Source organism: Micromonospora sp. NPDC005220 (genome assembly GCF_040607895.1).
Classification (GTDB): Bacteria; Actinomycetota; Actinomycetes; order Mycobacteriales; family Micromonosporaceae; genus Micromonospora.
The window spans coordinates 18,418-37,062 of record NZ_JBEXHP010000058.1 but is presented as its reverse complement, the minus strand read 5'-3'; the positions used below and the strand labels follow the sequence as shown (position 1 = coordinate 37,062).

Below are 18,645 nucleotides of genomic sequence, written 5' to 3'. Positions count from 1 at the left end.
CCGCGCTTCGGGCTCCGCGCTTCGCGCCCCGCGCTTCGCGCCCCGCGCTTCGCGCCCCGCGCTTCGCGCCCCGGGCTCCGCGCCAAGATCGTGCTCGAACCAGGATGTAGTGGCCTCATCGACGGGCCGATGCCACTACATCCTGGATATTGCACGATCTTGAGATTGGGCGCCCTCGCGGAGGGCATCTGCGGTCTCCCGAGCGGGCAATCCTCGGCGGCGCTCAGGGCTCCCCTTCTTGATCCACTCGGATTCCTTGAAGGCGCGGTATCCCGGGCGTCGGGATACCGCGCCTTCCGTGAACCCGAGTTGATCACGCTTCGTCTCGACCGCCGCGGCGCAAACGGACTCCACAGTGACGGCCAATGGAGCGCAGCGGGCACGACCAAGAAGGGTGTGAGAACGGCCTTGTCGGGTCGAAACGGTCATGGTCGGTGGTCGGGAGTGTGGGCCAGAGTGGCACCGGCTCGCCAGCTCCGTGCGTTCCCATGCGCCGCCTCGCGTTGATCATGAAGTTATTGTCGGGGTGCGAGATGGATGGCGATAACTTCATGATCAACGGTGTGGGGTGCGAAACGGGGGGCGAGCAAAGGTGCAATTGGCGCGGCGAGTCGGGACCTATGGGCTGTTGCGGGACTCGGGCCGGATCCTGGTGGTTCGGGACGGGGTAGAGGGCGAGTTTCCGGGGCTCTGGCGGTTGCCGGGCGGCGCCGTCGGGCATGCCGAGGATCCGGAGCGCGCAGTGGTCCGCGAGGTCGCCGAACAGGTCGGGCTGACGGTAACGGTGACTCGACTGTTCGCGGTGGTCGCCGATGTGGCCACTTCTCCGGAGGGCAAGGTCTCGCTGCACACCGACCGACTGTTGTTCGAGCTCAGCACGCCCCACGGCGCTCTGTCCGAGGGCGTCCGGCCCGAAGGCGTGGGACCCCAAGGCGTGCGGCTTGAGGCCGGGGCTGGTCTGGTTGATCAATCTCGCTGGCTTTCGCTGGCGGAGGTGGCGCAGTTGCCGCTGACTCCGTTCACCGCCGAGGCGCTCGGCCTGCCGGTCACCCCACTGCCGCCCGGGACGCACCGGATGCGGGACCCGTTCCCGCCGCCGCACCCCGACCGCCGGCTGCGCTTCGGGGCGTACGGGCTGGTCACCGACCCTGCTGGGCGGATCCTGCTCACGCAGATCGCGGAGGGCTATCCGGGGGCCGGCCTGTGGCATCTGCCCGGCGGTGGCACGGATCACGGTGAGCAGCCGGCCACCGGGTTGCTGCGGGAGTTGGTCGAGGAGGGCGGGCAGGTGGGCCGAGTGGTGGAGCTCGTCGGCGTCAACAACCTGCACAATCCCGCCGCACTGGGCCCGGAAGGTCGGCCGCTGGACTGGCATGGCGTACGGGTGATCTATCGGGTGCTGGTGGACGTACCTACTGATGCAGTGGTCACCGAGTCCGCCGGCGGGTCGACGGCGCGGGCGGGGTGGTTCACCCGGGCCGAGGCGGTTGACCTGCCGTTGAGCGACATCGCTGTCGAAGCAATCGGACAGAGTGGCCGATAGCACCCCGCTCAGTGAGCCGAGATGGTGACCCTCCGGTACAGTCAAAGGCGGGAATGGTGGAGGAAACGGGCGATGAGGCCCGGGATGGGAACAAGCGAGCGGTTCGAGCGGTTTAAGCCAGATATAAGTACCGCCGGCAGCTATCGCCAAGCCATGTTCCCCTATGCGATGGTGTACTCCGCAAAACGGCTGCCGGGCCATGCAAGGTCCGGCACGAGACAGCCGGACACCCGCCACTTGGCGGCCCGCAGATCCGGTGATGGAGGAAACGTGCCGAGAGCCCCATGGCGCCGGCGTCGTACTACTGACAGTCCGCGCCCCGCAGGGCGTCGCTGGGCGGGCCGGTTGCGCCGCAGCAGCACGTTCGCCCGCCAGGTGCTGTTGGTCCGGGTCGGTCGCCGCGACGGCGACCTGCACCCGACCGAGCACCGGTACGCCGACCGGCAGCGCCGTCGCTACGGACTGGACCGGCTCAGCCGGCCGACACTGGGCGTGGACCCGACACTGGGCCTGGACCGGGCGGACATCGAGGCCGTCATGCCGGTCAGCCCGGCGATGCCGCCGATGGCGCAGGCCGACGAGATTCGGCCGATCCCGCTGCTCCCCGGCGAGCGCACCATGGCGCGCCGGTTGAAGTTTGGCCTGGTCAACGCCTGCACGCTGGCCAGCCTGATGCTCGGCATGCTGGCCATCTTCCTGGCCATGCAGGGCGAGGTGCGCATGGCCGCGTTCTGCCTGATCGCCTGCGTCGGCTTCGACGGCCTGGACGGCGCGCTGGCCCGACGGCTCGGTGTGGCCAGCCCGTTCGGCGCGCAGATGGACTCACTGGCCGACATGTGCTCGTTCGGTCTCGCCGCGCCGGTCGTGGTCTACGCCTCGCTCGCCGGCTCCGTCTCCACGGCCGCGGCGGCGGTGGCGTGCGCGCTGGTCGCGGCGTGCGCTGCGATCCGACTGGCCCGTTTCAACGTCTCGCCGAAGGACGGCCGGTTCTTCTGCGGTGTACCCACCACCATGGCGGCCGCGGTGCTCGCCGTGACCGTGGCGATCGGCCTGCCGGTGCCCGGTGCCGTGCTGGTCGCTGGGGTGGCGCTGCTGGCCTTCGCGATGGTCTCCAGCTTCCCGTACGCCAAGCTCGCCCGGCTGGTGAAGCTGCCGCCGTGGCTCTGGTTGGCCCCGGTGATCGGCGCCCTGGTCGACATCCGGCTCACGTTCGCCCTGATCGTGGTGGGCTACCTGGTCAGCGGGCCGGTTCTCTGGCTGCGGCAGCGTCGTACCGTCTGATCTGAGCACACAGAACGGGGCGCCGCGGACAGCGGCGCCCCGTTCGTCGTTCGCGGGTCAGCGCCAGCGGGCGATGACCGTGGACCCGCCGACCACCTTGTCGCCCGGCCCGACCAGCGGGTCCGTAGCCTCGGCGGGCAGGTAGACGTCGGTCCGCGAGCCGAACCGGATCAGCCCGAAACGCTCGCCCCTGGCCAGCAGTGCGCCGATCGGCGCGCGCTGCACGATCCGGCGGGCGATCAGCCCGGTGCGCTGCGCGACCACCACCGTGCCGCGGGCGGTGTCCAGCACGGTGTACGCGGCGACGTTGTGCTCGGCGTCCGGCTTCATCGCGTTGACGAAGCCGCCGTCGGCGACGAAGTAGTCAACCACCTTGCCGGCGACCGGGGCGCGGTTGACGTGCACGTCCAGCACCGACAGGAACACCGCGATCCGCAGCCACTCGCCGTCGCCGAAGCGCTCGTCGTGCAGCCGCTGCACCGACAGGACCTTTCCGTCCGCGCTGGCGACCACGGCGCTCGGGTCCTCCGGCACGTCCCGCTCGGGATCCCGGAAGAACGCGGCGACCGGCCCGGCGGCCAGTGCCGGCAGCAGCCACAGCTTGGACGACGGGCGCGCCGCTCGGGCCAGTGCCGCGAGGCCCAGCGCGATGCCCGCGGCCGCCACGCCGTTGGAGTCGATGTGCATGCCCCGGGTCAGCGGCACACTCGACGGCCGGTACGCGGGGGCCAGGCTGTCGGCCGTGGCCGGGCTGGCCGGGGTGAAACGCAGTCGGTAGACCCGCACGGGCGGCGAGTTGCGCAGCACCAGGTCGGCGCCGACGCCGTAGAGGGCGTCCTGTCGGGCCAGCTCGGCGGCGGCGCCTTCGGTCCGACCGGGCGTGGCGACGGTCGCGACGCTCAGCACCGCCCCGTCGGTCAGGTACTTGGCCAACCCCTCGATGCCGCTGCGGGTCGCCTCGGCGGTACCGGCGAACACCTCACCGGCGATGACGACCCCGGCGGCCTCGGCTTCGGCCAGCGAGTCGACGACGTTCACCCGGTCGGCGACCCAGCGGCCCTGGGCGGTGACGTGCTCGCGCAGCGCCGCAGCGCCGAACGGGTCAGCGGGCACCACGGTGAGCCGATCACCGGGGAGCAGCGCCTCGACCGCCGCGGCCAGCACCGCGGAGTCCGGGTTCACCCCGACCAGCAGGGCGGCCTTGGCGTCGTTGATCCGGGCCAGCTCGGCGACGAGGGTACGGGCGGCTCGCTCGCCGATGCGGACCGGACCGGACCGGCCGGTGGTACGCACGGCGGGGGACTGGGTCATGTCGGGCGGGCTCCTGACGGGGGTAGAGACGGTAATCGCGGCGGGACCGCCATGGGCGGGACGGGCCGGCCGGCGGAGGCGAGATCTCCACCGGCCAGCATATGCGCCCGTCCGCGCCGGCCGCACCGCCGTGGGGATGCGGTGGACCGACGCGGCCAGGTGCCCACGGTCAGGCCTCTCGGCGGGGACTCTCCCGCTCGTCGCCCGGCTGGTCGCCGGCGGCGTCGTTCCGCTGCTCATCGAAGGCCCTGCCTGCGTGGTCGCCAGCGGCCTCGACCGATTGGTTGGCCCGGGTCGGCTCGTCTCCCTCGGACGTCGCCTCCGACGGCGGATGTGCCAGCCAGGCCGGGTGGATCACGTCGGTGGTCGGCGCGTCCTCCGCCGGCACTCCGCTGGTCGACGTCGCCAGCGTCCGGTCCGAGGAGAGCGCCCGGTCCGAGCTGAGCGTGGGATCCGAGGAGAGCGTCCGGTCCCAGGAGAGCGTCGGGTCCGGGGCGGGAGTGTCCCAGCTGGACCGTTCGGATTCCCAGACCGGGAGGGCCGCGCCGGAGGTCGACGTGGCGGCACCGGAGACCGGCGCGGACGCACCGGAGATGGGCGCGCCGGAGACGGACGTACCGGAGACGGGCGCGATCGCCTCGGCGGCACCGGCCTCGACGGTCGGCTCCGGCGGGTTGGGGCGACTCGAGCGCAGCGCGCCGACCAGCCCGAACACCCCGATCAGGATGAGCGCGCCGGCCAGGAACCAGCCGACCGGCGGCAGCGCCAGCCCGAGCAGCTGGGCGAGCAGCCACCAGGCGGACAGCGCCAGGAACACGAGCCCGAAGGCGAACGACACCAGATCCGTGCGGTGAGCCTTCACCGGGTCACCTCCAGGTTGCCGGCATTGACATGTATGTAGAGGCGCAGGGTCCCGCCGCCGGGCCCGTCCGCGCCGAGGTCGGTGGATTCCCGCAGGCGGCCGTCCAGCCCTCCCGAGCGGTTGCCGAAGATGGTGGCGTCACCCGCGTTGACGTCGGCCACTGTGGTGACGTCCACGTTCGGCGGCACGACCACTTTCGCCTGCCCGAAGTTGATCGCAACGGTCACCTGGCTGTCCCGATTCGCGAAGTCGATCCCGCGCAGGTCGAGCACGGCGTCACCGAAGCTGCTCTCGTACCGGTCGGCGAGGTCGCGGTAGTCGGGGGGTGCCCAGGTCACCGCACCGTCGACCCCCCGGATCCGGTCGTAGGACTCGGCGACCGTCGCCGTGCCCAGCGCCGCCGCGGTCACCAGGCCGAGCGCGATGAGCCAGCGCGCCCGCCCGAACCAGGTGCCGACCAGCAGCCCCAGTGCGATCGTGGCCAACGCGGCCGCGAAGTACGCCGAGGCGCTGATGGCGAAGACGTCCAGCAGATCGAGCAGGGCGACGACGCCGAGGACGAGGAAGATCAGCGAGAAGGTCACCGCGCCGAGCGGCGACCGCTCCTTGGGGCGCTTCGGCGGCTTCGGTGGCTTGGGCGGAGGCGGCGCGGGCGGGGTCGGCGAAGCGTACGGGCCGTGCGGCGCGAACGGGGGGCGGTAGCCGGAGGGCGGCGGGGCGGTCGGGTATCCGGCCGGGGCAGCAGGTGTGCTGCTGACCGGTGCCGACGGCCAGCCGGAGCTGGGCATGGCGGTGCTCGGCCAGCCGGGCTGGGTAGCCGTCGTGCCGGCCGGTTGCCCGGACGTCGGGCCCACCCCGGACACCGGCTGCGTCGCGGTGGACGGCAGCGGACCGCTGGTCGGTGGCGTGTCGTACGCCGGGATGGTGGCGGTGGGCGTCGTACCCGTCGTCGCGGTGGCGTACCCCGGACCGGTGCTGAACATCGGCGGCGTCACCGCTGGGCCGGTGGACGGCGCCGCGCGGTACGACGGTGCGGGCCAGGCCACCGGCGGGACGACCGGGCCGGCCGGGTTGCCGGCCGGTGCGGCAGGCGGCGGGCCGCCCGGGGTGCCGGGCCGTGGATTGCGGCCGTCCCGGTTGAGCAGGAGCGCACCGGCGACCAGGATGGCCGCGCCGAGAAGCACCGCGCGGAAGGCGTCGGTGACGATGTACGCGAAGCTGGCCGCGACCAGGATGCCCAGGACGATCACCGTCACCGGCGACATGCTGGAGCGACCGCGTCCGAGCATGGACTCGACGGGGGACGCGGTGTCGCCCTCGTTCGGGATGGTCAGCCAGGCGGCGACGTACACCAGGATGCCGATGCCTCCGAAGAACCCGAGCACCGCGAGCAGCACCCGCCAGAGCACCGGGTCGGTGTTGGTGGCGCGCCCGATCGCCGCGCAGACGCCGGCCAGATACCTTCCCTCGCGCGGTCGGACCAGCCCGTACCGCGAGGTGAAGCCGGTGCCGCCCAGCGGCGGTGGCGGCGCGGACGGGCCGGGACCACCCGGCCCGGGTGGCGTGCCGCCTGGGCCGTAGTCGGTGCCCGCCGCGAACCCCGGTCCTGGGCCGTAGCCCGCCGCGAACCCCGTGGCGGGGCCGGTGCCCGCCGCGAACGCCGGGCCTGGGCCGTAGCCCGCCGCGGGCGGCCCGTAGCCGTCGGCCGGACCGTCGGGTGTGGGGTCGGCGGTCGCGCTGGTGCCGGCGTGCGGACCGAACGTGCTGGGCTCGGTCCATTCGGTGGGCGTGGTGGCGGGCGGGGGCGGTGCTGAACCGCCCGGCTGTGCCGACCCCGGTCGGGGCGGCGGGGCAGCTTCCTCGGTCATGCTTCGATCCTGCTGCCCGGTCCACCCGAACGACCTCAGGACCCGACCCTGACCCCACCCTGAGATCCGGCGGCCGGAATGTCGGGGGCGTCCCCGTGGTCACCGACGCCGCAGCGTGTGACGATCGAGTCACCGACCTCGACCTGTCTGCCACCGTGACCAGGGAGCCTCCGATCAGCACCGTGACCTCGCCTCCGCGCCTCTACCGCGCCCCGGAGCACCGGATGGCCGCCGGCGTCGCCGCCGGCATCGCCGACCATCTCGGCATCTCGGTGCTGCGGGTGCGCGTCGCGTTCATGGTTCTGCTCGGGCTGAGCGGGCTCGGCCTGCTGCTCTACGCGGCCTTCTGGGCGGTGGTGCCGCTGCGTCCCGGCGACACCGCGGTGCCGCCCCGGCGGGACGTCGCTCAACTCCTGCCGTTCGTGGGGATCGGGCTCGGTGTCCTGTTGATCCAGGTGATGGTCTTCGACTCGGTCGGCGCGGCGGGCACCGCCGGTTGGCTGGTGGCGATCATCGCGGTCGGCGCCGGGGTCATCTGGCACCAGTCCGCGCCCGAGCGGCGCCGGCAGTGGGGCGACGCGATGCCGGTGCCCTGGCTCGGCGCGGTCGTCGAGGAGAGCGACCGGCGGGCCTTCGTGCTCCGGTTCATCGGCGGGGGAGTGCTGGTCGCGGTCGGCATCATCGGTGTCGCGGCCGTCTACTCGCCGACGCAGAACTTCGACGCGGTGATCAACGGCGTGATCTTCGCGCTGGTCGGGCTGGCGGGTGTCGGCGTGGTCGCCGCGCCGGTGCTCTGGCGGACGTACAGCCAGCTCCGCTCGGAGCGTGAGGGGCGCATCCGCGAGCAGGAGCGGGCCGAGTTGGCCGCGATGGTGCATGACCAGGTGCTGCACACGTTGGCCTTGATCCAGCGCAACGCCGGTGACGTCAAGACGGTGCAGCGGCTGGCCCGAGGGCAGGAGCGTTCCCTGCGCAACTGGCTCTACAAGCCGACCGCGTCGCCGAACGAGCGCTTCGCCGCCGCTCTGGAGCAGGCCGCGGCGGAGGTCGAGGACACCTTCGCGATCAGCGTGGAGACGGTGGTGGTGGGGGACCGGGAGACCGACGAGAAGGTCGGTGCGCTGGTCGCGGCCGCGCGGGAGGCGTTGGTGAACGCGGCCCGGCACGCTGGTGTGCAGACCGTGTCGCTCTACGCCGAGGTGGAACCGGATCAGGTCAGCGTCTTCGTCCGGGACCGGGGGAAGGGCTTCGATCCGGATACCGTGGAGGACCACCGGCACGGCGTACGCGGCTCGATCATCGGGCGGATGAAGCGGCACGGCGGACGGGCCGAAATACGGTCCGGCCCGGGGGAGGGGACCGAGGTCCGGTTGATCCTGCCGATCTCCCGGGACTCGTCCGCAGCGGAGAGGAACAGATGACCATGGCCGAGCAGTCGACCGCGCACCTCGACCCGGCGGACGCCCGCCCCGAGCGGCTGCGGGTGTTCCTGGTGGACGACCACGCCATGTTCCGAGCCGGGGTGCGCGCGGAGTTGGGCGCCCACGTCGAGGTGGTGGGCGAGGCGAGCACGGTGGCCGAGGCGGTCACCCGGATCGCCGCCGTCGCCCCGGACGTGGTGCTGCTCGACGTGCACATGCCCGACGGCGGCGGTCGCGCCGTGCTGGAGGCGATGCGGCGTACGCACCCGCAGGTCAAGTTCCTCGCGTTGAGCGTCTCCGACGCGGCGGAGGACGTGATCGGGCTGATCCGTGCCGGTGCCCGGGGATACGTCACCAAGACCATCTCGCCGGACGAGTTGGCTGCCGCCATCCGTCGGGTGGCCGACGGGGACGCGGTGTTCAGCCCACGGCTGGCCGGTTTCGTGCTGGACGCCTTCGCGGCCCGACCGGACGCGCCGGTGGCCGACCCGGAGCTGGACCAGCTCACCAACCGTGAGCGGGAGGTGCTGCGGCTGCTCGCCCGGGGGTACGCGTACAAGGAGATCGCCAAGGAGCTGTTCATCTCCATCAAGACGGTGGAGACGCACGTGTCGAACGTGCTGCGCAAGCTCCAGATGTCCAACCGCTACGAGCTCTCCCGTTGGGCTGCGGATCGCCGCCTGGTGTGACGGCGGTGGGTCGGCGCCGGCGAGGATCAGAGAAACGTCCGGCGCGCCCTCGTACACCCAGCCGGTGATCCTGCCCGGGTAGCCCTGGGCGGCCTCATCCGGATGGGTCGAAACGTGAACGGTGACGTAGGTCCCACCGGGTCGCGGCGCCCCGGGGGCTGCGCACGGGGCGAGCCTGGCTGGTCGGGGTGGCGCAACGTATTTCCTGCTCAGTGCCGCCCGTGTCGACCGTTTTATGATCATTTTTCAAGTATCGGCAACGTGGCAGGCAACTAACGGCTTGATAACGGCACCTTCACGGAAGCTGCCAGTGGGTGTCACAGTGGCAGCACCTCACCATCGGTGTGTGGCACTCCGTGCGCCCCACGACCACGATTCCGCCGATCACGGCGGCCCGTGGCTGTGTCGACTGCGTGTGTCACGCCTCGTTGGCGAGGGAGCCCGGCGGATCGGAACATCAGGGGTGTCCCCAACTTCCCTGTGGTCCCGGCGACCCGCGCCCCGGGGTGGTCGGGCGGTGTCACCCCCAAACGTGCGTGAAACCCACGACGGAACCTGGTCAGAAAGAGGAGGCCCCTCGGAATGAGAGTCTCGAAGCGGGCGACGAGCGCTATCGCGCTCAGCGCGGCTGCCGCGCTTGTCGCGAGCGGTTGCTCGAGCGGCGGTGGCGACGAAACCGCCGCCAGCGCGGACGGCTCGATCGTTGTCCACGGCGTCCAGCCGGAGAACCCGCTGGTCCCGTCGAACACCACGGAGACCGGCGGCGGCAAGATCGTCGACTGGCTGTGGACCGGCCTGGTCGAGTACCCGAACGACGGTGGGGCCCCGCGCAACGCGCTGGCGGAGTCCATCAACACCACGGACTCCAAGGTCTTCACCATCAAGATCAAGGCCGGTACCAAGTTCCACGACGGCACCGAGGTGAAGGCGAAGAACTTCGTCGACGCCTGGAACTGGGCCGCCTACTCGCCGAACGGCGCGCAGAACGGCACCTTCTTCGCGGACATCGCGGGCTTCGACAAGACCTACACCTCGGACCCGGATGGCCCGGACGGCCCGCAGAAGGCCCCGACGCCGACGGCCGACAAGCTGTCCGGCCTGAAGATCATCGACGACCAGACCTTCGAGGTCACCCTGGGAGCGCCGACCGCGGTCTTCCCGACCAAGCTCGGCTACAGCGCCTTCATGCCGCTGCCGGACGCCTTCTTCACCATGAAGCCCGAGGTGTTCGGCCGCAAGCCGATCGGCAACGGCCCGGTGAAGTTCGTGTCGTGGGACGACAACGCCCTCATCAAGCTGACGCGCTTCGACGACTACAACCTTCGCGACAAGATGAAGGTCAAGGACGTCGACGTCAAGCTGTACCAGGACGACAACGCCGCCTACGCCGACCTGCTGGCGAACAACCTCGACTTCATGGAGGTCGTTCCCACCTCGGCGCTCGCCGGTGACAAGTGGAAGACCGACCTCGGTGACCGGGGCCGCTCGACCGTCACGCCGTCGACCGCGTTCATCGCGTTCCCGATCTACGACAAGCGCTTCCAGAACCCGAAGCTGCGTCGTGCCGTGTCGCTGGCGATCAACCGGCAGGAGATCTCGGACAAGATCTTCTTCGGCACCCGCAAGCCGGCCGACAGCTGGGCGAACCCGCTGACCCCGGGCGCCAAGCCGGGCAACTGCACCGCCTGCAAGTTCGACCCGGCGACGGCCAAGACGCTGCTCGCCGAGGCCGGCGGCTTCACCGGTGAGATGGTCTTCTACTACAACGCGGACTCCGCCCACAAGGACTGGATGGACGCCGTCGCGCAGCAGGTCAAGACCAACCTCAACATCAACGCTCGGGCCGAGGGCGTGCCGACCTTCGCGGTCTTCCGCCAGAACATCAACGCCCACAAGATGACCGGCCCGTACCGTGCTGCCTGGCAGCAGGACTACCCGGACGTGGAGAACTGGGTCAACCCGCTGTTCGTCACCAACGGCTCCTCGAACGACGGCCTCTACAGCAACACCGATGTGGACGCCCTTGCCAAGCAGGCCAGCGGCGCTCCGAGCCTGGAGGCCTCGCACGAGGCGTTCGCCAAGGCGGTCGAGAAGGTCGACCAGGACGTCCCGAGCATCCCGATCTACTTCTACGGCCAGCAGTCCGGCCACTCGGAGAAGATCAAGAAGCTCGAGCTGAACAACGTCGGCGAGATCGACATCACCTCGGTCGAGCTCTGATCCGAACGGTCTGACCCCGGGTCGGGCTCGCCACATCCGGTGAGCCCGACCCGGGGCCGTTCCGCGATTGGGTGTTACAACATTCCACTCGCACGTTGTCACCACCGTGTCGGCCGTCCGACGCGCCCCCTGTCTGGAGGACCACCCCATGGGCCGTTATCTGTTGAGACGGCTGCTCCAACTCGTGCCGGTCTTCATCGGTACGACGTTCCTGATCTACTGGCTCGTCTGGGCCGTTCCGGGCGATCCGTTCGCCGGCAAGTGCGGTGAGCGTCGCTGCCCGGACCAGTACATCGCCTTCATGACCGAGAAGTACCACCTCGACCAGAACGTCTTCGTGCAGTACGGCACCTACATGAAGAACCTGCTCCAGGGCGACTTCGGTCAGACGTTCTCGCAGCGCGAGATCAGCGACATCATTCTGACCTCGTACCCGAACACCCTGAAGCTGGCTCTCGTGGCGCTCGCCATCGAGGCGGTCATCGGCCTCGGCGCCGGCGTGCTGACCGGTCTGCGGCGTAACGGCTTCCTGGACAACCTGGTCCTGGTCTCCACCCTCTTCCTGATCGCGCTGCCGGTCTTCGTTGTCGGCTTCGTGCTCCAGTGGCTGCTGGGTGTGCAGTGGGGCATCATCAAGCCGACCGTCTCCTCGGAGATGCGGTGGTCCGAGCTGATCGTGCCGGGCTTCGTGCTGGGCAGCGCGTCAGTCGCGTACATCGCCCGGGTGGCACGAACGAGCATCGCGGAGAACCGTCGCGCGGACTACGTGCGTACCGCGATCGCCAAGGGCCTGCCGATGCGCCGCGTGGTGGGCGTGCACCTGCTGCGCAACTCGCTCATCCCGGTGGTGACCCTGCTCGGCACCGACCTCGGTGCCCTGATGGGTGGCGCGATCGTCACTGAGGGAATCTTCGGCATCAACGGAATCGGCCGCCAGGTCTTCCGGGCGATCATCACCAAGGAAAGCGCCACGGTGGTAGGAATCGTGGTCGTCCTGGTGCTGGTCTATCTCGTGATGAACCTGCTGGTTGACCTGCTCTACGCCGCCCTGGACCCGAGGATCCGTTATGAGTGACCCAAGTACCGCATCGATCGTCAGTACCCCTGGCGCACACCCGACCGACTCCGCCGCCCCCGCCACCGCGGGCCAGCCGCAGAGCAACGACAAGCCGCGCGGTCTGCTCGGTGACGCCTGGCGGGACCTGCGACGCAAGCCGCTGTTCTGGATCTCGGCCACGTTGATCGTGATCTTCCTGCTGATGGCGGCCTTCCCGGCGCTGTTCGCTCCGGGCGGCGATCCGGAGACCGGCGCGTTGTCCCGCAGCCTCAACAAGGCGGGCGCGGATGGCTGGTTCGGCTACGACGTGCAGGGCCGTGACGTCTACGCCCGGGTCATCTACGGCGCGCGTGCCTCCATCCAGGTCGCCGTGCTCTCCGTGCTGGGCACCCTGCTCATCGGCGGAACGATGGGCATCATCTCCGGCTACCGCGGTGGCTGGGTCGACGCGCTGCTCAGCCGGATCGCCGACGTCTTCTTCGGTCTGCCGTTCGTGCTCGGCGCGATCGTCATCCTGACCACCTTCAACGGGTCGGGTGCCGGCAACAGCAAGAACCAGATCATGGGCCTGGTGACCGCGTCTCTGATCGTGCTGAGCTGGCCGGTCGTCATGCGACTGATGCGCTCCTCGGTGCTGGCCACCAAGGAGGCCGACTACATCGTGGCGGCCCGCGCGCTGGGTGCCGGCACCGGCCGGATCATCCTCAAGCACCTGCTGCCGAACTGCCTGGCCCCGCTGCTGGTCTACGGCACGATCATGGTCGGTTCGTTCATCGGCGCCGAGGCCACCCTGTCGTTCCTGGGCGTCGGTCTGAAGTCGCCGGTGGTGTCCTGGGGCATCATGATCAGCGATGGGCAGCAGTTCGTCCGGGTCGCGCCAGGGCTGGTCTTCTTCCCCGCCGCGTTCCTCGTCACCGCAGTGCTGAGCTTCGTGATGCTCGGTGAGGCGGTCCGCGAGGCCCTCGATCCGAAACTCCGCTAGGGGAGATCCAGTGTCCGACATTCTCGTGTCCGAGCAGTCCGCGCCGGGATCCGGCGGGTCCGGACGTCCCTCCGGCCGGCTGCTCGAGGTCGATGACCTGCGGGTGGAGTTCCGTACCCGGGACGGCGTCGCAAAGGTCATCAACGGGGTCACGTACCACGTCGACGCGGGGGAGACCCTCGCCGTGCTCGGCGAGTCCGGCTCCGGTAAGAGCGTCACCGCGCAGACCATCATGGGCATCCTCGACACGCCGCCCGGCTTCGTGACCGGTGGGCAGGTCCGCTTCCACGGCAAGGACATGCTCCGCATGTCCGACGAGGAGCGCCGCCGCATTCGCGGCGAGGGCATCGCGATGATCTTCCAGGACGCGCTCTCCGCGCTGAACCCCGTCTTCACCGTCGGGTTCCAGATCGCCGAGCAGTTCCGGGTCCGGCGGGGCATGGGCCGCGCGGAGGCCAAGAAGCGCGCCATCGACATGCTCGACCAGGTCAAGATCCCGAACGCCAAGGGCCGGTTCAACAACTACCCGCACCAGTTCTCCGGCGGTATGCGGCAGCGCGCGATGATCGCGATGTCGCTGGCGCTCGACCCGGAGGTGTTGATCGCGGACGAGCCGACCACCGCCCTCGACGTGACCGTGCAGGCCCAGATCATGGACCTGCTGGCCGAGCTTCAGCGCGAGCGGCAGATGGGCATGATCCTGATCACCCACGACCTCGGTGTGGTCGCCGACGTCGCGGACCGGATCGCGGTCATGTACGCGGGCCGGATCGTCGAGGAAGCGGACGTGTACGACCTGTACGCCAAGCCGGCGCACCCGTACACGATGGGTCTGATCGACTCGATCCCGCGCCTGGACGAGAAGGGGCAGCAGCTCCGGACGATCAAGGGCCTCCCGCCGAACCTGATGAACATCCCGCCGGGCTGCCCGTTCAACCCGCGCTGCCCCATGGCTCAGCCGGTGTGCCGGGAGAAGGTCCCGCCGCTGCTTCAGGTGGGCCACGCCCGGGCCAGCGCCTGCCACTTCGCCGAGGAGCTGGTGAACCGTGTCTGAGAACATCCTCGAGGTCCGTGACCTGGTCAAGCACTACCCCGTCACGCAGGGTGTGGTGTTCAAGAAGACCGTCGGTCAGGTCAAGGCGGTCGACGGCGTCTCGTTCGGTCTGCGCGCCGGCGAGACGCTCGGCGTGGTCGGCGAGTCCGGCTGCGGCAAGTCGACCCTCGCCCGGGTGCTGATGAACCTGGAGAAGCCGACCGCCGGCAGCGTGCTGTACAAGGGTCAGGACATCTCCAAGCTGTCCGGTGGGGAGCTGCGACGCCTGCGCCGGCAGATCCAGCTGGTCATGCAGGACCCGTACACCTCGCTGAACCCACGGATGACCGTCGGCGACCTGCTCGGTGAGCCGTTCGAGATCCACCCGGAGGTGGCGCCGAGAGGCAGCCGCCGGGCCAAGGTCAGGGAGCTGCTCGACCTGGTCGGGCTCAACCCGGAGCACATCAACAGGTACCCGCACCAGTTCTCCGGCGGTCAGCGTCAGCGCATCGGCATCGCCCGTGCGCTCGCGCTGCGGCCCGAGATCATCGTCTGCGACGAGCCGGTGTCGGCGCTGGACGTCTCCATCCAGGCCCAGGTGATGAACCTGCTGGAGCAGCTCCAGAGCGAGTTCGGGCTCTCGTACGTCTTCATCGCGCACGACCTGTCGGTGGTCCGCCACCTGTCGGACCGGGTCGCGGTGATGTACCTCGGCAAGATCGTCGAGATCGGCACCGAGGACGAGATCTACGAGCGGCCGACCCACCCGTACACCCAGGCGCTGCTCTCTGCGGTGCCGGTGCCGGACCCGACCCAGCGGAACAACAAGACGATCATCCGGCTCACGGGTGACGTGCCGTCGCCGATCAGCCCGCCCTCGGGCTGCCGGTTCCGGACCCGCTGCTGGAAGGCGCAGGACGTCTGCGCCGAGCAGGTCCCGTTGCTGGAGATCCGGCGGGGCTCGGACCACCCGAGCGCCTGCCACTTCGCCGAGAAGCGCGAGATCGTCGCCACCCACGAGGTGTGAGCCACCGAAACCGCCTGCCGCCGTCACCACGACGACGGCAGGCGGTTTCGTCTGTCGATGACTCGGGTCGGCCGCGTGCCGCACGGTGGCCCACCCCGCGTCAGCGGGCCGGGTGACCCGACCGCTGGCCGGTGCGGTTCACAGCGGGCCGCGGCCCGCGCGGAGCAGCAGCAGGGCCAACTGGGTGCCGTCGGCACCCAGTGCGAGCCGGAACCGCTCCAGGATCTCCCGTTCCCGGGAGAGCACCAGGCGGGTCCCGCCGGACGCCATCCGGGTGACCCCGACCTCCTGGGACAACGCGGCCCGCTCCTGCCAGAGCGTGATCAACGCGTGGTCGATCTCGTCGATCCGTTCTCTGATCTGCACGATCCGCGCGGCGGCGGACGGCTCCTCGGTGCCGGTCTTCTGCTCGGCCGGCTCGGCGCCCGCACCCGTCGGCGGTGTGGCCACCGCCGGCTCAGCACCCTGCGCCGCAGGCTGCCCCGGTCGGATCGGGCTGCCGCTCTGCTCCATCACGTCTGTCATCATCGGGTACCTCTCGCACTGTGGTGCCCGGTGCCCGGAACCTGGGACGGAAAAGCCCCGGACTCCAGGAGCCCGGGGCTTTAGCAGGTCTGAATCGATCAGGCGCGACCTACGGCAGCCGGACTCCCGGTGCCATAGTAAAAGTAGTAGCGCGCAGCGATCACGCCCTCGAGTATGCCCACGTCGTTGCCGGGTGCGCAAGCATTCCGGGTCGAGGAGGGCACCTTTCTCGTCGATGGGCGCACCCGGTGGTGCGCGCCGTCGGCCACGAGCTGCTGAGCGCCAGAGGCCACGAGCTGCTGAGCGCCAGCGGCGCAGTGTCCGGCCGGCGGCATAGACTTGTCGGGCGATGCATCCTCTCTTCGACATCCCCGCGTCCCCGCCTGCGCCGGAGTCCGCGCCGGCCCGCCCGCACCGACCCGGGGCGGCCGCCGCGCGCCTCGATCCGCAGCAGCTGCTCGCCGGGCTGAACGGGCCGCAGCGCGACGCCGTCAGCCATGCCGGCTCGCCGCTGTTGATCGTGGCCGGCGCCGGGTCCGGCAAGACCCGGGTGCTCACGCACCGGATCGCCTACCTGCTCGCCGCGCGGGACGTCCATCCCGGCGAGATCATCGCGATCACCTTCACCAACAAGGCCGCCGGCGAGATGAAGGAACGCGTCGCCGCGCTGGTGGGCCCCCGGGCCCGCCTGATGTGGGTGTCGACGTTCCACTCGGCCTGCGTCCGGATCCTGCGTGCCGAGCACGAGCACGCCGGCCTCAAGTCGACGTTCTCGATCTACGACGCGGACGACTCCCGCCGGCTGATGCAGTTGGTGACCCGCGAGCTGGATCTCGACCCGAAGCGCTACCCGGCTCGTGGGTTGGCCGCCCAGGTCTCCAACCTCAAGAACGAGCTGGTCGACCCGGAGCAGTTCGCGGCGCGGGCCACCGGGCCCAACGAGCGGGCCCTGGCGGAGGCGTACACGCTCTACCAGCGGCGGCTGCGTGAGGCGCACGCCCTGGACTTCGACGACCTGATCATGACCACGGTGCACCTGCTCCAGTCCCACCCGCACGTCGCGGAGAGCTACCGGCGGCGGTTCCGGCACGTGCTGGTGGACGAGTACCAGGACACCAACCACGCCCAGTACGTCCTGATCAAGGAGCTGGTCTCCGGTACCGACGGGCTGGAGCCCGCCGAGCTGTGCGTCGTCGGCGACGCCGACCAGTCGATCTACGCGTTCCGGGGTGCGACGATCCGCAACATCCTGGAGTTCGAACGGGACTTCACCAACGCCCGGACGATCCTGCTGGAGCAGAACTACCGCTCCACCCAGACCATCCTCAACGCGGCCAACGCGGTGATCGACCGCAACACCTCCCGCAAACCCAAGCGGCTGTGGAGCGAGGCCGGCGCCGGTGAGCAGATCGTCGGCTACGTGGCCGACACCGAGCACGCCGAGGCCGACTGGGTGGCCCGGGAGATCGACCGGCTGGTCGACGCCGACGAGACCCGCCCCGGCGACGTCGCGGTCTTCTACCGCACCAACGCCCAGTCCCGCGTCTTCGAAGAGGTGTTCATCCGCGTCGGCCTGCCCTACAAGGTGGTCGGCGGGGTGCGCTTCTACGAGCGCAAGGAGGTCCGCGACGCTCTGGCGTACCTGCGGTCGGTGGTCAACGACGACGACACGGTGAGCCTGCGACGAGTGCTCAACACCCCGCGCCGGGGGATCGGCGACCGCGCCGAGGCGTGTGTCGAGGCGCTTTCCAGCCGCGACCGGATCTCGTTCGGTGCGGCGCTGCGCCGGGCCCGGGAGGCGCCGGGCATCTCCAGCCGGGCGGCCAACGGCATCGCCGACTTCGTGGCGCTGCTCGACGGCGCCCGCGAGCTGGCCGAGACCGGCACCCCGGAGGAGGTGCTGGAGGCGCTGCTGACCCGCTCCGGCTACCTCACCGAGCTGGAGGAGAGCCTCGACCCGCAGGACGCCGGCCGGGTGGACAACCTCCAGGAGCTGGTCAGCGTCGCCCGCGAGTACACCGAGCGGATCGAGGCGCTGGGCGAGGAGGGGGAGCGGGCCACGCTGGCCGGTTTCCTGGAGCAGGTGGCGTTGGTCGCCGACGCCGACCAGATCCCCTCCGACGACCCCGACCACCAGGGCGTGGTCACCCTGATGACCCTGCACACCGCCAAGGGGCTGGAGTTCCCGGTGGTCTTCCTGACCGGGCTGGAGGACGGCGTCTTCCCGCACCTGCGCTCGCTCGGCGACACCCGCGAGTTGGAGGAGGAGCGCCGGCTGGCGTACGTCGGCATCACCCGCGCCCGGCAGCGGCTCTACCTCTCCCGGGCGGTGACCCGCTCGGCCTGGGGGCAGCCGTCCTACAACCCGCCGTCGCGCTTCCTGGAGGAACTGCCGACCGAGTTGGTGCACTGGGAGCGCACCGAGGGGTCGTACACCTCGTGGGCTGGCGGGGGCGGCGGCGTCGGCGGCCGTGCGGACCGCGCGCCCGGCGGCCGTGGCACCTTCACCGGTGGTACGCCGAAGGCGGCGCAGCTGGCCCAGCGGCTCGGCGTGGACGCCAGTCGGCTGACCACGGCCAGCGAGCTGCCGCAGGGGCCGAAGGTGTCCGCGGGCGACCGGGTCAACCATCAGCGGTACGGGTTGGGCCGGGTGCTCGCCGTCGAGGGGCACGGCCCGGGTGCCCGCGCCCAGATCGACTTCGGCGACCAGACCATGTGGCTGGTGCTCCGGCACGCCCCGGTCGACAAGCTCTGACCCGTCGCGCGCCCGCAAATCGCACTTAATCACGGAAAGAGTGGCCTCCGGTATTGCCGAGGCCACTCTTT

Annotated in this window: 13 protein-coding genes and 1 pseudogene; 10 read left to right on the top strand and 4 right to left on the bottom strand. The window is 70.4% G+C overall.

Annotation, left to right across the window (positions count from 1 at the left end; all coding sequences use genetic code 11):
- Positions 1-592: 592 nt before the first annotated feature.
- Positions 593-1,543 (top strand): NUDIX domain-containing protein, encoded by a 951-nt coding sequence (locus ABZU52_RS20860; RefSeq protein WP_354972654.1) that lies wholly within the window; start codon positions 593-595, stop codon positions 1,541-1,543.
- A gap of 345 nt (positions 1,544-1,888) precedes the next feature.
- Entirely contained in the window at positions 1,889-2,824 is a 936-nt protein-coding gene (locus tag ABZU52_RS20855; RefSeq protein WP_354972653.1) for a CDP-alcohol phosphatidyltransferase family protein, read from the top strand.
- 57 nt (positions 2,825-2,881) lie between these two features.
- Here ABZU52_RS20855 and ABZU52_RS20850 read toward each other — a convergent pair whose 3' ends face one another.
- The 3 genes and pseudogenes from ABZU52_RS20850 to ABZU52_RS20840 all read right to left on the bottom strand — a co-directional run bounded on the left by ABZU52_RS20850 (position 2,882) and on the right by ABZU52_RS20840 (position 6,865).
- Complete coding sequence (locus tag ABZU52_RS20850) at positions 2,882-4,135, bottom strand: phosphatidylserine decarboxylase (RefSeq protein ID WP_354972652.1); 1,254 nt, start codon at positions 4,133-4,135, stop codon at positions 2,882-2,884.
- A 679-nt stretch (positions 4,136-4,814) separates the two neighbouring features.
- Positions 4,815-4,997: pseudogene (locus tag ABZU52_RS20845) on the bottom strand (hypothetical protein); the annotation flags it as partial.
- Positions 4,994-6,865 (bottom strand): PspC domain-containing protein, encoded by a 1,872-nt coding sequence (locus ABZU52_RS20840; RefSeq protein WP_354972651.1) that lies wholly within the window; start codon positions 6,863-6,865, stop codon positions 4,994-4,996. The gene ABZU52_RS20840 and the pseudogene ABZU52_RS20845, both read right to left, overlap by 4 nt.
- A gap of 155 nt (positions 6,866-7,020) precedes the next feature.
- On the opposite strand from ABZU52_RS20840, the gene ABZU52_RS20835 reads away from it, so the two are divergent.
- The 7 genes from ABZU52_RS20835 to ABZU52_RS20805 all read left to right on the top strand — a co-directional run bounded on the left by ABZU52_RS20835 (position 7,021) and on the right by ABZU52_RS20805 (position 15,294).
- On the top strand, positions 7,021-8,286 hold the full coding sequence (locus ABZU52_RS20835; RefSeq protein ID WP_354972650.1) for a PspC domain-containing protein: 1,266 nt from the start codon (positions 7,021-7,023) through the stop codon (positions 8,284-8,286).
- Positions 8,287-8,288: 2 nt separating this feature from the next.
- A complete protein-coding gene (locus ABZU52_RS20830) occupies positions 8,289-8,975 on the top strand; it encodes a response regulator transcription factor (RefSeq protein WP_354972656.1) in 687 nt (228 codons plus the stop codon).
- Positions 8,976-9,557: 582 nt separating this feature from the next.
- Positions 9,558-11,195, top strand: coding sequence for an ABC transporter substrate-binding protein (locus ABZU52_RS20825; RefSeq protein ID WP_354972649.1), 1,638 nt, complete (start codon positions 9,558-9,560; stop codon positions 11,193-11,195).
- Between the two features lie 148 nt (positions 11,196-11,343).
- Positions 11,344-12,270, top strand: coding sequence for an ABC transporter permease (locus tag ABZU52_RS20820; protein ID WP_354972648.1), 927 nt, complete (start codon positions 11,344-11,346; stop codon positions 12,268-12,270).
- Entirely contained in the window at positions 12,263-13,234 is a 972-nt protein-coding gene (locus tag ABZU52_RS20815) for an ABC transporter permease (protein WP_354972647.1), read from the top strand. The genes ABZU52_RS20820 and ABZU52_RS20815 overlap by 8 nt, the downstream gene beginning before the upstream one ends.
- A 25-nt stretch (positions 13,235-13,259) precedes the next feature.
- Positions 13,260-14,288 (top strand): ABC transporter ATP-binding protein, encoded by a 1,029-nt coding sequence (locus ABZU52_RS20810; RefSeq protein WP_354972655.1) that lies wholly within the window; start codon positions 13,260-13,262, stop codon positions 14,286-14,288.
- Positions 14,281-15,294, top strand: coding sequence for a dipeptide ABC transporter ATP-binding protein (locus ABZU52_RS20805; protein WP_354972646.1), 1,014 nt, complete (start codon positions 14,281-14,283; stop codon positions 15,292-15,294). The genes ABZU52_RS20810 and ABZU52_RS20805 overlap by 8 nt, the downstream gene beginning before the upstream one ends.
- Before the next feature lie 138 nt (positions 15,295-15,432).
- On the opposite strand, the gene ABZU52_RS20800 is transcribed toward ABZU52_RS20805, so the two are convergent.
- Complete coding sequence (locus ABZU52_RS20800; protein WP_354972645.1) at positions 15,433-15,822, bottom strand: chorismate mutase; 390 nt, start codon at positions 15,820-15,822, stop codon at positions 15,433-15,435.
- Between the two features lie 346 nt (positions 15,823-16,168).
- Between ABZU52_RS20800 and pcrA the strand changes: the two genes are divergently transcribed.
- On the top strand, positions 16,169-18,574 hold the full coding sequence (gene pcrA / locus ABZU52_RS20795) for a DNA helicase PcrA (RefSeq protein WP_354972644.1): 2,406 nt from the start codon (positions 16,169-16,171) through the stop codon (positions 18,572-18,574).
- The last annotated feature ends 71 nt before the right edge of the window (positions 18,575-18,645 follow it).